Genomic DNA, 15,146 nt, shown 5'->3' with positions numbered 1-15,146 from the left:
AAAGAGGAAAGTATGTTTAAACCTCATGTCACCGTCGCCTGCGTCGTCCATGCGCAGGGTAAGTTTTTGGTCGTAGAAGAGACAATTAGCGGCAAAGCACTATGGAATCAGCCTGCCGGACACCTGGAAGCCAATGAAACGTTAGTGCAGGCTGCAAAGCGTGAGCTGTGGGAAGAGACCGGTATTCACGCCATGCCCGATGCATTTATTCGCATGCATCAATGGATTGCGCCGGATAAAACCCCCTTTCTGCGTTTTCTGTTTGCTGTCGATCTGCAGGAGGTCTGTGCCACCCAACCGCACGACAGTGATATTGACCGCTGCCTGTGGGTCAGCGCTGACGAGATCCTGGCCGCGACGAACTTGCGCTCCCCGCTGGTCGCAGAAAGTATTCGCAGCTGGCAAACTGGCACGCGGTTCCCGCTATCAATAATTGGCGAATTTAACTGGCCCTTTAAATAAGCGCCCGTTCCGATAAAAGCCGTGCCAGCGCGGCTTTTGCGTTCATACCTGTCGTAACCAGGCTCAGTACCTGCTAATTACTACCAAAGCGAAATAATTAACTGCAACTTAACATACTGCAAGTGACACTACACTCCGTATATTCCTTCGCACTCTACGCCCATCGCTGATTATTCCTGCTACTGAAGAGGCGTTTTGTGCATTTTTACGCCAAACAGACCACATAGTTAACAATTAAAGATCAAAAAACATACGCCGATAGACATCCTGAAAGGCAATCCCGATGTGCGGAATTGTAATAATGCTACACGTTGAAATCAGAGGTACGGTGATGGCAAGAAAGTATGTTCAAAAAAAGATGAGTACCCGCGCGCAGATGTTGCTCACAGGCGCCTTAACCATCACTCTCGGCTTTGTTGCAACCATTGGCGTGCTGAGCTGGCAGTCCAGCAACGAGCAAAAATCATTAGCAGAACAGTACTTGCACCAGATTGCTCAGAGCGAAGCCCTCAAAATTCAGCAAGATCTTAACTACGCGCGCGATGTTGCGCACAACCTCGGCCATGGCCTGATTGCCTTACCGCAAGCCGGGATCACAGATCGTAAAGTCGCCGATAAAATGATGGAATCGGCCCTGCGTGATAATCCGGATTACCTTTCCATCTCGGTGATTTTTGAAGAAAACGCGTTTGACGGGAAAGACGCGGATTTTGCAGATAAGCCAGACCAGGCGCCAAAGGGCCGTTATGCCTTCTTCGTTGATCGCGATCAGTCAGGCAATTTCAAGATGCACCCCCTGCTCTCTTATCTGACGCCAGGCCAGGGTGATTATTATCTGGTGCCGCAAAAATCCCAGAAAGACACACTGATTGAACCTTATAGCTACGCTTACAACGGCGTGCCGACGCTGTTGACCTCCGTGGCGGCCCCGGTGGTCAGTCAGGGCAAACTGCAAGCCGTGATCACCTCGGATATCTCTCTTGCCTCATTGCAGGAAAAAGTAAATCAAATTAAGCCGTGGGAAGGTGGCGGCTACGCCGTGCTGCTGTCGACGGCGGGCAAAGTGATTTCTTACCCTGACAAGAAAATGACCAGTAAACCCTTTCCGGGCAACACGAATAATTTCTCTTCACAGGTGGTGGAACAACCTGATGCCATCCTCGGGGAAAATGCTCTGGTAACCTGGCAACCGGTCTCTATCGGTAACAGTACCGACAAATGGTATCTGGGCGTCGTCGCCCCGGTCAATCAGGTGATGGCTGCGGCCAACCGTCAGTTGATGAACGCCATCATTCTGATGGTGCTGAGCATCCTGCTGGTTAGCGCCTTGCTGGGTATCGTCTTTAGCCGCAAGGTACTGAAACCGATTGGCGGCGAACCGCTGGAAGCCGCTACCATCGCGCTGGCCGTCGCAGACGGCAAGCTGGATAACGAGATTAATGTTAAATCCGGTGATCGCCATAGCCTGTTCTTCGCGCTGCAGACCATGCAGGCACAACTGCGCCAGATAGTCGGGCAGATCAAAGATGCCAGTGATTCCGTGCGTCAGGGCGCGGGGGAGATTGTCAGCGGCAACATTAACCTCTCTTCGCGCACAGAGCAGCAAGCCGCAGCGCTGGAGCAAACTGCCGCCAGCATGGAGCAATTCAGTGCGACGGTGAAACATAACGCCACCAACGCACACCAGGCGACGGCCCTGACGGCGAATGCAACGCAGATAGCCAGCCGGGGTGAAGCGCTGGTCGGCCAGGTGGTCAAAACCATGTCGCAGATTGATGACAGCTCGAAGAAAATCAGCGACATCACCACCATGATCAACAGTATCGCCTTCCAGACCAATATCCTGGCACTTAACGCCGCTGTCGAAGCAGCGCGCGCCGGCGAACAGGGACGCGGTTTTGCCGTGGTGGCTTCCGAAGTACGTAATCTCGCACAGCGTAGCGCCAATGCGGTTAAAGAGATTGCCGCGCTGATTGAAGAGTCAAGCCAGCGTGTCGAGAACGGCGTTCAACTGGTAAATGATGCCGGGAAGACAATGCAGGAAATGACCCAGGCGGTTAATTCCGTACAAACCATCATTAACGAGATTGTTGTCGCCTCTGATGAGCAGGCCAAAGGCATTAGCCAGGTGACGATTGCGGTTAACGAGATGGATGGCGTCACCCAGCAGAACGCCTCGCTGGTGCAAGAGATGGCGGCGGCGGCCAGTTCTCTGGAAGAACAGGCTCAGCAGCTTGCGCAGAGCGTGGAGCAGTTCAGCATCGACGATAAGCGTGCCGCCTGATATAACGCCACTAAACGTCTGTTTTCAATCCAACCCCAGCCACGCTGGGGTTTATCGTTCTGTGCCTCATTTCTCACGTACAGATACATCCCAGGGCTTACGACAAGAGAGGTCAGCGGTAATTTCCCCCCTACTTGTTGCGGATTGGTAATATGCAGGGGTGCCTGCGCGGCGAGTGCGTGATAGAATACGCCGCCTTGAAGTTCAATGTCGTGAGTATTCTATGTCTGATAGCCCAAAAAAAGTGATCGTCGGCATGTCCGGCGGTGTCGATTCTTCCGTATCTGCCTGGCTGTTACTGCAACAGGGTTATAAGGTGGAAGGCCTGTTCATGAAGAACTGGGAAGAGGACGATGGCGAAGAATACTGTACCGCGGCGGCCGATCTGGCTGATGCCCAGGCCGTGTGTGACAAACTCGGTATTGAACTGCACACCGTAAATTTTGCCGCAGAATACTGGGATAACGTGTTTGAACACTTCCTGGCGGAATATAAAGCCGGACGCACGCCCAACCCGGATATTCTGTGCAACAAAGAGATCAAATTTAAAGCCTTCCTCGAATTTGCCGCCGAAGACCTGGGCGCCGACTATATTGCGACCGGCCACTATGTGCGCCGTGCTGATGTCGATGGCAAAAGCCGTTTGCTTCGTGGTCTGGATGGCAACAAAGATCAGAGTTATTTCCTTTATACCCTTGGCCATGAGCAGATCGCTCAAAGCCTGTTCCCGGTCGGTGAACTGGAAAAACCTGAAGTGCGCAAAATCGCCGAAGATTTGGGGCTTGTCACGGCCAAGAAAAAAGACTCTACCGGCATCTGTTTTATTGGTGAGCGCAAATTCCGCGAATTTTTGGGCCGCTACCTGCCTGCCCAGCCGGGCAAAATCCTCACCGTTGACGGCGAAGAGATTGGCGAACATCAGGGTCTGATGTACCACACGCTGGGTCAACGCAAAGGTCTGGGGATTGGCGGTACTAAAGAAGGCACCGAAGATCCATGGTACGTAGTTGATAAAGATGTGGAAAACAATATCCTGGTGGTCGCGCAGGGACACGATCACCCACGTCTGATGTCCGTTGGACTGATTGCCCAGCAACTGCACTGGGTTAATCGCGAACCGCTGGTCGGTACGCTGCGCTGCACCGTGAAAACCCGTTATCGCCAGACCGATATTCCATGCACCATTACCGCGCTCGATGAAGACCGCATTGAGGTTCGTTTCGACGAGCCGGTGGCTGCGGTAACCCCAGGCCAGTCTGCTGTTTTCTATAGCGGCGAGGTGTGCCTCGGCGGCGGTATTATCGAGCAGCGTATCGCGCTGCCGGTTTAATCGATGAGACTGAGATAGCGAATCAAGGAGCGAGTGTGGCCAAGAATTACTACGACATCACCCTGGCGCTGGCAGGTATTTGCCAGTCCGCCCGTCTGGTGCAGCAACTGGCGCATCAGGGACATTGCGACGCCGACGCGCTCCATGTTTCTCTCAATAGCGTCATCGACCTCAACCCCGACTCCACCCTGAGCGTTTTTGGGGGTAGTGAAGCTAACCTGCGCACCGGGCTGGAAACGCTGCTTGGCGTGCTTAATGCCAGCAGTCGTCAGGGGCTGAATGCCGAATTGACCCGCTATACTCTTAGCCTGATGGTGCTGGAACGCAAGCTGGCGGGCCACAAAGACGCGATGAATACGCTCGGTGACCGTATCGCGGGTTTGCAGCGCCAGCTTGAACATTTTGATCTCCAGTCGGAGACGCTGCTCAGCGCCATGGCCGGTATCTATGTCGATGTGATTAGCCCGCTCGGTCCGCGTATTCAGGTAACTGGTTCGCCTGCGGTTCTTCAAAGCCCGCAGGTCCAGGCGAAAGTTCGCGCCACACTGCTCGCCGGCATTCGTGCCGCTGTACTGTGGCATCAGGTTGGCGGTGGCCGCCTGCAGTTAATGTTTTCCCGTAATCGCCTGACAACTCAGGCCAAACAAATTCTCGCTCATTGTTAACCTCCCGGAGTTCTGAACTATGGAATTATCCTCACTGACCGCCGTTTCCCCTGTCGATGGACGCTACGGCGATAAAGTCAGCGCGCTGCGCGGGATCTTCAGCGAATTCGGTTTGCTGAAATTTCGTGTACAAGTCGAAGTACGCTGGTTACAAAAGCTGGCGTCACATGCAGCGATCAAGGAAGTTCCTGCTTTTGCTGACGACGCAAACGGTTTCCTCGATAAAATCGTCGCTGACTTCAATGAAGAAGATGCGGCACGTATCAAAACTATCGAACGCACCACTAACCATGACGTGAAAGCGGTCGAATATTTTCTGAAAGAAAAAGTGGCGGATATCGCCCAGTTACATGCGGTCTCTGAATTTATCCACTTTGCCTGTACCTCAGAAGATATTAATAACCTCTCCCACGCATTGATGCTGAAAACCGCGCGCGATGAGGTCATCCTGCCCTACTGGCGTCAGGTTATTGATGCGGTGAAAGACCTGGCCGTCCAGTATCGCGATATTCCCCTGCTTTCCCGTACTCACGGGCAGCCGGCTACGCCGTCTACCATGGGTAAAGAGATGGCCAACGTGGCATACCGTATGGAACGCCAGTATCGCCAGCTGAATCAGGTGGAAATCCTCGGCAAAATCAACGGTGCGGTGGGTAACTATAACGCCCACATCGCCGCCTACCCGGAAGTGGACTGGCACCAGTTCAGTGAAGAGTTTGTGACCTCTCTGGGCATCCAGTGGAACCCGTACACCACGCAGATCGAGCCGCATGATTACATTGCGGAGCTGTTTGACTGCATGGCACGCTTTAACACCATCCTGATCGATTTCGATCGCGACGTGTGGGGTTACATCGCCCTGAACCACTTCAAACAGAAAACTATCGCTGGCGAAATTGGCTCTTCCACCATGCCGCATAAGGTGAACCCGATTGACTTCGAAAATTCCGAAGGCAACCTCGGCCTGTCCAATGCCGTCTTGCAACACCTGGCAAGCAAACTGCCGGTTTCCCGCTGGCAGCGCGACCTGACCGACTCCACCGTACTGCGTAACCTGGGTGTGGGCGTGGGTTATGCGCTGATTGCCTACCAGGCAACACTGAAAGGTGTGAGCAAGCTGGAGGTGAACCGCGACCGTCTGCTGGATGAGCTGGATCATAACTGGGAAGTCCTGGCTGAGCCGATTCAGACCGTTATGCGTCGCTACGGTATCGAAAAACCGTACGAGAAGCTCAAAGAGCTGACCCGTGGTAAACGTGTGGATGCCGAAGGCATGAAACAGTTTATCGATAGCCTTGCACTGCCGGAAGACGAGAAAGTTCGTCTGAAAGCGATGACCCCGGCAAATTACATTGGCCGCGCCATCACCATGGTTGATGAACTGAAATAATCCCCTCCTGCCGACTTTTGCCCTCTTTTCATCGGGAAAGAGGGCTTCCTTCCTCTCGGTTTAACAAATGTTTATCCCTGCCGCCAGAGAATCAGCGTTACACTATTCGTATTGAAAATATAAGGAGAGTTAAGACGATGCGCGTACTCGTTGTGGAGGACAATGCCCTGTTGCGTCACCACCTGAAAGTTCAGCTTCAGGAACTGGGTCATCAGGTCGATGCCGCGGAAGATGCAAAGGAAGCAGACTACTTTCTGAATGAACACGTGCCCGATATCGCCATTGTCGATCTCGGTCTGCCTGATGAAGACGGATTATCGCTGATTCGCCGCTGGCGCAGTCATGAGGTCTCTCTGCCCGTTTTGGTCCTGACCGCCCGGGAAGGCTGGCAGGATAAAGTCGAAGTGCTGAGCGCGGGTGCTGATGATTACGTCACTAAACCCTTCCATATTGAGGAAGTAGTGGCACGCATTCAGGCATTAATGCGCCGTAACAGCGGGCTGGCCTCGCAGGTCATCTCCATGCCGCCCTTTCAGGTGGACCTCTCTCGGCGGGAAATGTCGATCAGCAGCGAAGTCGTTAAACTGACGGCGTTTGAATACACCATTATGGAGACCCTGATTCGCAACAGCGGCAAAGTGGTCAGCAAAGACTCCCTGATGCTCCAGCTCTATCCCGATGCCGAACTGCGCGAAAGCCACACGATTGATGTCCTGATGGGGCGCTTGCGTAAAAAAATCCAGGCACTCTATCCCGCAGAGGTGATCACCACGGTACGTGGCCAGGGTTATCTCTTCGAACTGCCCAAATGAGACGTGTAATGCGGCATCTTCTGCCGCTCTCGCTACGGGTTCGTTTCCTTCTGGCGACCGCCGCCGTTGTGCTGGTGCTGTCTCTCGCCTATGGGATGGTCGCACTGATAGGCTACAGCGTCAGTTTTGATAAAACCACGTTCCGTCTGCTGCGCGGCGAAAGTAACCTGTTCTATACCCTTGCCCGCTGGGAAAACAACACGCTAAGTGTCGATCTGCCGAACAGCCTCAATTTACAAAGCCCGACTATCACCCTGATTTATGATAAAGAGGGCAAACTTATCTGGGCGCAACGGGATATCCCATGGCTGGCAAAACGCGTTGACCCATCCTGGCTCCAGGCCGATGGATTTCATGAAATCGAAGCGGATGTGGACGACTCCAGCACGCTGGTGGATAACAATGAGTCGGTGGTGGAACAGTTCAACGCAATTCGGGAAGATGACAACACCTCGGAAATGACCCACTCGGTGGCGGTCAACGTCTATCCGGCCACCGCGCGAATGCCGCAGCTCACCATTGTCGTTATCGACACTGTTCCCATTGAACTCAAGCGCTCCTGGATGGTGTGGAGTTGGTTCATTTATGTGCTGGCGGCAAACCTGTTGCTGGTTATCCCACTGCTATGGATGGCCGCCTGGTGGAGCTTACGCCCTATAGAGGAGCTGGCGAAAGAGGTACGCGAGCTGGAAGAACATCACCGTGAGAATCTGAATCCGGCCACCACGCGCGAACTTACAAGTCTGGTGCGTAACCTCAACCGCCTGCTGAAAAGCGAGCGCGAGCGCTACGACAAATACCGGACTACCCTCACCGATCTGACACACAGCCTGAAAACACCGTTGGCAGTGCTGCAAAGTACGCTGCGTTCGTTACGCAGTGAAAAACTGAGCGTAAGCGACGCCGAACCGGTCATGCTGGAACAGATAAGCCGCATTTCTCAGCAAATTGGTTATTATCTGCATCGCGCCAGTATGCGCGGTAGCAGTGGGCTGCTGAGTCGTGAACTTCACCCGGTCGCTCCGCTTCTTGATAGTCTGACCTCGGCGTTGAACAAAGTGTATCAACGTAAAGGGGTGAATATCAGCCTCGATATCTCACCGGAGATTAGCTTTGTCGGTGAAAAAAACGACTTTATGGAAGTGATTGGCAACCTGCTGGATAACGCCTGTAAATATTGCCTCGAATTTGTCGAAGTGTCGGCAAGGCAGACCGATGAGAGCGTGCATATCATTATCGAAGATGATGGTCCGGGGATCCCCTTATCCAAACGTGAGGTGGTTTTTGATCGCGGTCAGCGTGCCGACACGCTCCGTCCGGGCCAGGGAGTGGGATTATCCGTTGCCCGTGAAATCGTTGAGCAATACGATGGACAGATCCTGACGGGCGAAAGTTTACTCGGTGGAGCAAAAATGGAGGCCATCTTCGGCCGTCAGCAACCGATAAGCGGCGATAATTAACGCATTCAGGCAAAATAAGCTGGCCTGTTCCACGCAGGCCGTCCACCATCCGTTATACTCCGACTCAAACTAACGTTTGGGGAAACAGACATGGACTATAACATCAACCTTAACTGGCCGGATTTTATCGAGCGCTACTGGCAAAAACGCCCGGTAGTGCTCAAGCGCGGCTTTGCACAATTTATCGATCCCATTTCCCCTGACGAACTGGCCGGTCTGGCTATGGAAGATGAAGTCGACAGCCGCCTGGTAAGCCATCTTGATGGCAAATGGGAAGTCAGCCACGGGCCGTTTGAAAGCTATGACCATCTGGGCGAGAGTAACTGGTCGCTACTGGTGCAGGCGGTGAACAACTGGCATGAACCGACTGCGGCGCTGATGCGTCCGTTCCGCGCCCTGCCCGACTGGCGCACCGACGATGTGATGATTTCGTTTTCCGTGCCCGGTGGCGGCGTTGGCCCCCATCTCGATCAATACGATGTGTTTATCATTCAGGGTACCGGCCGTCGCCGCTGGCGTGTGGGTGAAAAGACGACAATGAAGCAACACTGTCCACATCCTGACCTGTTGCAGGTCGATCCCTTCGAGGCCATTATCGATGAAGAGATGGAGCCGGGCGATATCCTTTATATTCCGCCAGGATTCCCGCATGAGGGCTACTCGCTGGAAAACTCCATGAACTATTCCGTCGGCTACCGAGCCCCCAGCGGACGCGAATTGATCAGCGGGTTTGCCGATTATGTGTTGCAGCGCGAACTGGGCAGCCAGCGTTATACCGACCCGGATGTGCCGTCACGCGAACACCCGGCAGATGTCCTGCCGCAAGAACTGGATGGCCTGCGCCAGATGATGCTGGATCTGATCAATCAGCCAGAACATTTCAATGAGTGGATCGGCGAGTTTATTACCCAGTCGCGTCACGAACTGGATGTCACCCCACCGGAGCCGCCATACCAGCCTGATGAAATTTACGATGCGCTGAAACAGGGAGATAAGCTGGTGCGTTTAGGCGGACTGCGTGTATTGCGTATCGCGGGCGAAGTTTTCGTTAACGGCGAGCGCATTAATTCCCCGCATCGACCGGCACTCGACGCGCTGGCAAATCATATCGTTCTGAATGAGAGCGCCTTTGGCGATGCGCTCGAAGACCCGTCATTCCTTGCGATGCTCGCCGCGCTGGTCAACAGCGGATACTGGTTCTTCGAAGACTAAGCCACAAAAATGCCGGGCAACATCACGTTTGCCCGGCCTGTCTGTCACGCTCGCAGGAATAAGACTTTATTCCTGTTTCGCTGTCAGCTCGGCGATACGCACGATCACCTGTACCGCTTTTTCCATCCCTTCCAGCGTTACAAATTCATGTTTGCCATGATAGTTATAACCGCCGGTAAACAGGTTAGGACACGGCAGCCCCATAAATGACAATTGTGCACCATCGGTGCCGCCGCGAATCGCTTTCATCTGTGGTTCGATATCGCAGTCGCGCATGGCCTGACAGGCAATATCAATAATATGCGGATGATCGACAATCTTCTCGCGCATATTGTAATAACTGTCTTCAATCACCAGTTCGATGTAGCAGTCCGGGTGCAGGCCTTTCCCGACTTTTTTGGCAATTTCCATTATCTTGCGCTTACGCGCCTCAAACGCTTTACGGTCAAAATCGCGAACGATGTAATGCATCTCCGCGCGTTCAACGGTGCCTTTGATGCTGGTAAGGTGGTAAAAACCTTCATAACCTTCGGTATTTTCCGGGCTCTCGTCGGCAGGCACCAGCGCATGAATGCGGCTGGCCAGCGACAGCGCATTCACCATCACCCCTTTTGCGGTTCCCGGATGGACGTTATTGCCAACAATTTTGATCGTGACCGAAGCGGCGTTGAAGTTTTCGAACTCCAGTTCACCCACCCCACCACCGTCAACAGTGTATGCCCATTTCGCGCCAAACGCCTCGACGTCAAAATGCTTCGCCCCTTTACCGACCTCTTCATCCGGGGTGAAAGCTACATGAATATCACCATGCGGGATTTTTTTCTGTTTCAGCACCGCCATCGCGGTCATGATTTCCGCCACACCGGCTTTGTCATCGGCACCCAGCAGGGTTTTACCGTCTGTGGTAATGAGCGTCTGCCCCAATAACTGGTGCAGCACCGGGAACATGACGGGTGAGAGTATTTCATCGCCGATACCCAATGCGATATCGCCGCCACGGTAGTTTTCGATGATTTGCGGATTCACATTTTTACCGCTGCAATCGGGGGAGGTATCAACATGAGAGATAAAGCCAATAGCGGGCACCGGCCTGTCAACAGTAGAGGGCAGCGTAGCCATCACTGTACCTTTCTCGCTCAGTGTGACATTTTCCAGCCCCATCTCTTCAAGCTGCTGCTGGAGTAAGCGCAAGAGCTTCCATTGCCCGTCGGTACTCGGCACCTGACGGACACCCGGCTTCGACTGCGTATCCAGCGCAACATACTGTAAAAAACGCTCTAATAATTTATCCATACAGCCACCCTCGCTAAACGTGACAACATTATTAATAAGCCCGAAAAGACAAATATTGCGTCAGGTCACTTTTATCCCGTAAACGAGGATATTTTCATTTTTGTTTTGTTCACTTAAACGTAGCTGACAAAATCAACTTTTGGCCGCGTAAATAGATCAATGATTGGCGATTTCAGTGCTTTGCCGTAGAATGCCAGGCCTTCATCAATGTGTCAGACCCTAAGGTGGTTAATCACAAACCCCGCATCAGGAGCGTTATCCGATGCGTTGACAAGGGACAGAGTAAAAAATTGAATACACAACCGCGTTCGCCCACTCCGCTGGTGCAACTGGTCGACCTTTGTAAAGGTTTTGATGGTAAAACGGTCATTTCTGACTTTAACCTGACCATCAATAACGGCGAATTCCTCACCCTCCTCGGCCCATCCGGCTGCGGCAAAACCACCGTACTTCGCCTGATTGCCGGGCTGGAAAGCGTTGATGCGGGTCATATCAAACTCGACGATCGGGATATCACCGACGTGCCGGCGGAACATCGCCATGTTAATACCGTCTTTCAAAGCTACGCGCTTTTTCCCCATATGACCGTTTTTGAAAACGTGGCATTTGGTCTGCGGATGCAAAAAACGCCTGTAGCAGAGATTACCCCGCGCGTCACTGATGCCCTGCGAATGGTGCAACTTGAAGCGTTCGCCCGGCGCAAACCGCACCAGCTTTCCGGTGGTCAACAGCAGCGTGTTGCTATTGCCCGCGCCGTGGTCAACAAGCCGCGCCTGCTCTTACTGGATGAATCGCTCTCCGCGCTCGATTATAAGCTGCGCAAGCAGATGCAAAACGAATTAAAGGCGTTACAGCGTAAACTTGATATTACCTTCGTCTTCGTGACTCATGACCAGGAAGAAGCCCTGACTATGTCAGACAGGATCGTGGTGATGCGTGAGGGCAAAATAGAACAAGACGGTACGCCGCGGGAAATTTACGAAGAGCCGAAGAACCTCTTCGTCGCAAGCTTCATTGGTGAGATCAATATCTTCAGTGCCACCGTCATTGAGCGTCTCGATGCGCAGCGTGTGCGCGCCGCCGTCGAAGGACGCGAATGCACAATTTACGTCAGCTTCCCGGTCGAAAAGGGCCAGTTGCTAAACGTAATGCTGCGCCCGGAAGATTTGCGTGTCGAAGAGATCAATGATGTCGCGCAGGCAGAAGGGTTGGTAGGTTACGTGCGTGAGCGTAATTATAAAGGGATGACGCTGGAGTCAGTGGTAGAGCTGGAAAACGGCAAAATGGTGCTGGTCAGCGAGTTCTTCAATGAAGATGACCCCGATTTTGACCACTCTTTGAATCAAAAAATGGCGATTAGCTGGGTGGAAAGCTGGGAGGTCGTACTGGCTGATGAAGAGCACAAGTAAATTCCAGAATGTGGTGATTGCCACTATCGTCGGTTGGCTTGTGCTGTTTGTCTTTCTGCCCAACCTGATGATTATTGCGACCAGTTTTTTGACCCGTGACGATGCCCACTTCGTGACGATGGTTTTCTCGCTGGATAGCTATGCCCGTCTGCTGGACCCTCTCTATTTTGATGTGCTGCTGCACTCGCTGAATATGGCGGTAATAGCTACCCTTGCCTGCCTGGCGCTGGGGTATCCCTTCGCCTGGTTTCTGGCAAAACTACCGGCAAGAGTGCGCCCGTTATTGCTGTTTTTACTGATTGTTCCGTTCTGGACCAACTCGCTGATTCGTATCTATGGCCTGAAAATTTTCCTCAGCACCAAAGGTTATCTGAATACTTTTTTGCTCTGGCTGGGGGTAATTGATGAGCCGCTGCGCGTGATGTTCACCCCGGTGGCGGTCATTATCGGGCTGGTCTATATCCTGCTGCCGTTTATGGTCATGCCCCTCTACTCCAGTATTGAAAAACTCGATAAAGCTTTGCTGGAAGCGGCGAAAGATTTGGGTGCCAGTAAGCTACAGACGTTTTGGCGCATTATTATTCCGCTGACCATGCCAGGCATTATCGCTGGTTGTCTGCTGGTGTTGCTCCCCGCGATGGGGCTGTTTTACGTCTCAGACCTGATGGGCGGTGCCAAAAATCTGCTGATTGGCAATGTGATCAAAAACCAGTTTCTCAATATTCGCGACTGGCCTTTTGGCGCGGCCACCAGCATCACACTGACCATTGTGATGGGTCTGCTGTTGCTGATTTACTGGCGCGCCTCGCGCCTGCTGAACAAAAGGGTGGAACTGGAATGATCGGTCGGCTGCTGCGCGGCGGTTTTATGACCGCCATTTACGCGTACCTTTATATTCCCATCATCATTCTGATTGTGAACTCGTTTAACAGCTCGCGATTCGGGATTAACTGGCAAGGTTTTACCACCGAGTGGTACAGCCTGCTGATGAATAATGACAGTCTGTTACAGGCGGCACAGCACTCTCTCACGATGGCGGTATTCTCCGCCACGTTCGCCACACTTATCGGTTCGCTGACCGCCGTGGCGCTCTACCGTTATCGCTTTCGCGGCAAACCTTTTGTCAGTGGCATGCTGTTCGTGGTGATGATGTCGCCAGATATCGTAATGGCCATCTCCTTGCTGGTGCTGTTTATGCTGCTGGGTATTCAACTGGGGTTCTGGTCGCTGCTGTTCTCACACATTACTTTCTGCCTGCCGTTCGTGGTCGTAACGGTCTATTCACGCCTGAACGGGTTTGATGTGCGGATGCTGGAAGCGGCAAAAGATCTGGGTGCCAGCGAACTGGTGATCCTGCGCAAAATCATTCTGCCGCTGGCGATGCCTGCCGTGGCGGCGGGATGGCTGTTGAGCTTCACCCTGTCGATGGATGATGTAGTGGTCTCATCCTTCGTTACCGGACCGGGGTATGAAATTCTGCCGTTGAAAATCTATTCAATGGTGAAAGTCGGCGTCTCACCTGAGGTGAACGCGCTGGCAACGATTCTGCTTGTTCTGTCGCTGGTGATGGTTGTCGCCAGCCAGTTAATTGCACGTGATAAAACCAAAAGTCCGGCGCGCCGGGCATAACCTCAGGGGACGTTAAAATGAAAACATGGTCACGCCACCTGCTTGCGGCGGGTGCTCTGGCACTGAGCATCAATACCGCTCACGCGGATGACAGCAAGACGCTCTATTTCTACAACTGGACGGAATATGTGCCGCCGGGTCTGCTGGAACAGTTCACCAAAGAGACGGGCATCAAGGTTATCTATTCAACCTATGAATCGAATGAAACCATGTATGCCAAGCTTAAAACCTATAAAGAGGGTGCCTATGATCTGGTCGTGCCCTCCACCTACTTTGTCGACAAAATGCGTAAAGAGGGCATGATCCAGAAGATCGATAAATCGCAGTTGACCAACTTCCATAATCTCGACCCGGAGATGCTAAATAAGCCATTTGACCCGAATAACGACTACTCCATTCCGTATATCTGGGGGGCGACCGCCATTGGCATTAACAGCGAAGAGATTGACCCCAGGACGGTGACCCGTTGGGCGGACCTCTGGAAGCCTGAGTATAAAAGCAGCCTGCTGCTTACTGACGACGCGCGCGAAGTCTTCCAGGTGGCGCTGCGTAAACTGGGACTTTCCGGTAATACGACCGATCCTAAAGAGATTGAAGCAGCGTACAAAGAGCTGCAAAAACTGATGCCTAACGTGGCGGCGTTTAATTCCGATAACCCGGCGAACCCGTATATGGAAGGCGAAGTAAATCTCGGTATGGTGTGGAACGGTTCCGCGTATGTCGCCCGCCAGGCGGGCACGCCGCTGCAGATAATCTGGCCTGAGGAAGGCGGTATCTTCTGGATGGATAGCCTTGCTATTCCAGCCAATGCCAAAAACAAAGCGGGGGCTCTTAAGCTTATCAACTTCCTGTTACGCCCGGAAATTGCAAAGCAGGTAGCGGAAACCATTGGCTATCCGACGCCAAACCTCGCTGCCCGTAAGCTGCTTAGCCCGGAAGTGGCCAACGATAAATCACTCTACCCGGATGCCGAAACCATCAGTAAAGGCGAATGGCAAAACGATGTCGGTAGCGCCAGCGTCATTTACGAAGAGTATTACCAGAAGCTCAAAGCGGGTCGTTAATGCCTGTAACAGGCGGGACATCCGTTCTGCCAGCATCTCAGCCATAAAAAAGGCCGCATCTCTGCGGCCCTTTTGTTGTCACCCTTAAACCACCTCCTGGGGAGGTGGTGATTGATCCTGTAAGGCTATAGCCTGA

At 52.9% G+C, this 15,146-nt stretch carries 13 protein-coding genes; 12 read left to right on the top strand and 1 reads right to left on the bottom strand.

All coding sequences use genetic code 11. From position 1 onward, the window contains the following. The first annotated feature begins 12 nt into the window (after positions 1-12). The 8 genes from AAIG39_RS21105 (at position 13) to AAIG39_RS21070 (ending at position 9,615) form a co-directional block, all read left to right on the top strand. Complete coding sequence (locus tag AAIG39_RS21105; protein ID WP_090087860.1) at positions 13-462, top strand: NUDIX hydrolase; 450 nt, start codon at positions 13-15, stop codon at positions 460-462. 331 nt (positions 463-793) lie between these two features. Continuing rightward, the gene (locus AAIG39_RS21100; RefSeq protein ID WP_343194664.1) at positions 794-2,746 is read left to right on the top strand and encodes a methyl-accepting chemotaxis protein; all 1,953 of its coding nucleotides are present in this window, start codon (positions 794-796) and stop codon (positions 2,744-2,746) included. A gap of 187 nt (positions 2,747-2,933) precedes the next feature. Then, complete coding sequence (gene mnmA, locus AAIG39_RS21095; RefSeq protein ID WP_343194663.1) at positions 2,934-4,076, top strand: tRNA 2-thiouridine(34) synthase MnmA; 1,143 nt, start codon at positions 2,934-2,936, stop codon at positions 4,074-4,076. Between the two features lie 35 nt (positions 4,077-4,111). After that, complete coding sequence (hflD, locus tag AAIG39_RS21090; protein WP_041851690.1) at positions 4,112-4,741, top strand: high frequency lysogenization protein HflD; 630 nt, start codon at positions 4,112-4,114, stop codon at positions 4,739-4,741. Positions 4,742-4,760: 19 nt separating this feature from the next. Beyond that, a complete protein-coding gene (purB, locus tag AAIG39_RS21085; RefSeq protein WP_041851691.1) occupies positions 4,761-6,131 on the top strand; it encodes an adenylosuccinate lyase in 1,371 nt (456 codons plus the stop codon). 137 nt (positions 6,132-6,268) lie between these two features. Next, on the top strand, positions 6,269-6,943 hold the full coding sequence (gene phoP, locus AAIG39_RS21080) for a two-component system response regulator PhoP (RefSeq protein WP_041851692.1): 675 nt from the start codon (positions 6,269-6,271) through the stop codon (positions 6,941-6,943). Continuing rightward, positions 6,940-8,403, top strand: a complete 1,464-nt coding sequence (gene phoQ / locus AAIG39_RS21075; protein ID WP_249572194.1) for a two-component system sensor histidine kinase PhoQ — start codon at positions 6,940-6,942, stop codon at positions 8,401-8,403. The genes phoP and phoQ overlap by 4 nt, the downstream gene beginning before the upstream one ends. Positions 8,404-8,493: 90 nt before the next feature. Beyond that, positions 8,494-9,615 carry a ribosomal protein uL16 3-hydroxylase gene (locus tag AAIG39_RS21070; RefSeq protein WP_090087865.1) on the top strand — a complete coding sequence of 374 codons (1,122 nt, stop codon included), beginning with the start codon at positions 8,494-8,496 and terminating at the stop codon, positions 9,613-9,615. 66 nt (positions 9,616-9,681) lie between these two features. Here AAIG39_RS21070 and pepT read toward each other — a convergent pair whose 3' ends face one another. Next, a complete protein-coding gene (gene pepT, locus AAIG39_RS21065) occupies positions 9,682-10,908 on the bottom strand; it encodes a peptidase T (RefSeq protein ID WP_249572193.1) in 1,227 nt (408 codons plus the stop codon). A gap of 257 nt (positions 10,909-11,165) precedes the next feature. Between pepT and potA the strand changes: the two genes are divergently transcribed. From potA to potD, 4 genes are read left to right on the top strand one after another with little or no spacing between them, the layout of a single operon-like run. Then, entirely contained in the window at positions 11,166-12,317 is a 1,152-nt protein-coding gene (gene potA, locus AAIG39_RS21060; RefSeq protein WP_249572202.1) for a spermidine/putrescine ABC transporter ATP-binding protein PotA, read from the top strand. Further along, positions 12,301-13,158, top strand: coding sequence for a spermidine/putrescine ABC transporter permease PotB (potB, locus tag AAIG39_RS21055; protein WP_090087870.1), 858 nt, complete (start codon positions 12,301-12,303; stop codon positions 13,156-13,158). The genes potA and potB overlap by 17 nt, the downstream gene beginning before the upstream one ends. Then, positions 13,155-13,946: a spermidine/putrescine ABC transporter permease PotC gene (gene potC / locus AAIG39_RS21050; protein ID WP_090087871.1), complete on the top strand. Its 792-nt coding sequence runs from the start codon at positions 13,155-13,157 to the stop codon at positions 13,944-13,946. The genes potB and potC overlap by 4 nt, the downstream gene beginning before the upstream one ends. A 17-nt stretch (positions 13,947-13,963) precedes the next feature. Further along, on the top strand, positions 13,964-15,010 hold the full coding sequence (potD, locus tag AAIG39_RS21045) for a spermidine/putrescine ABC transporter substrate-binding protein PotD (protein WP_249572191.1): 1,047 nt from the start codon (positions 13,964-13,966) through the stop codon (positions 15,008-15,010). Positions 15,011-15,146 lie beyond the last annotated feature (136 nt).

This window comes from Phytobacter palmae (assembly GCF_039409775.1).
Lineage (GTDB): Bacteria > Pseudomonadota > Gammaproteobacteria > Enterobacterales > Enterobacteriaceae > Phytobacter > Phytobacter palmae.
Note: the sequence above shows the minus strand (reverse complement) of the source record. Positions and strands in the feature narration are given on the sequence as shown.

Bases quoted from the DNA above. Each gene is read 5' to 3' on its own strand.
- phoP (WP_041851692.1), top strand. From the start codon at position 6,269: ATGCGCGTACTCGTTGTGGAGGACAATGCCCTGTTGCGTCACCACCTG.
- pepT (WP_249572193.1), bottom strand. From the start codon at position 10,908: ATGGATAAATTATTAGAGCGTTTTTTACAGTATGTTGCGCTGGATACG.
- potD (WP_249572191.1), top strand. From the start codon at position 13,964: ATGAAAACATGGTCACGCCACCTGCTTGCGGCGGGTGCTCTGGCACTG.
- AAIG39_RS21100 (WP_343194664.1), top strand. From the start codon at position 794: ATGGCAAGAAAGTATGTTCAAAAAAAGATGAGTACCCGCGCGCAGATG.
- AAIG39_RS21070 (WP_090087865.1), top strand. From the start codon at position 8,494: ATGGACTATAACATCAACCTTAACTGGCCGGATTTTATCGAGCGCTAC.
- purB (WP_041851691.1), top strand. From the start codon at position 4,761: ATGGAATTATCCTCACTGACCGCCGTTTCCCCTGTCGATGGACGCTAC.
- potB (WP_090087870.1), top strand. From the start codon at position 12,301: ATGAAGAGCACAAGTAAATTCCAGAATGTGGTGATTGCCACTATCGTC.
- phoQ (WP_249572194.1), top strand. From the start codon at position 6,940: ATGAGACGTGTAATGCGGCATCTTCTGCCGCTCTCGCTACGGGTTCGT.
- AAIG39_RS21105 (WP_090087860.1), top strand. From the start codon at position 13: ATGTTTAAACCTCATGTCACCGTCGCCTGCGTCGTCCATGCGCAGGGT.
- potC (WP_090087871.1), top strand. From the start codon at position 13,155: ATGATCGGTCGGCTGCTGCGCGGCGGTTTTATGACCGCCATTTACGCG.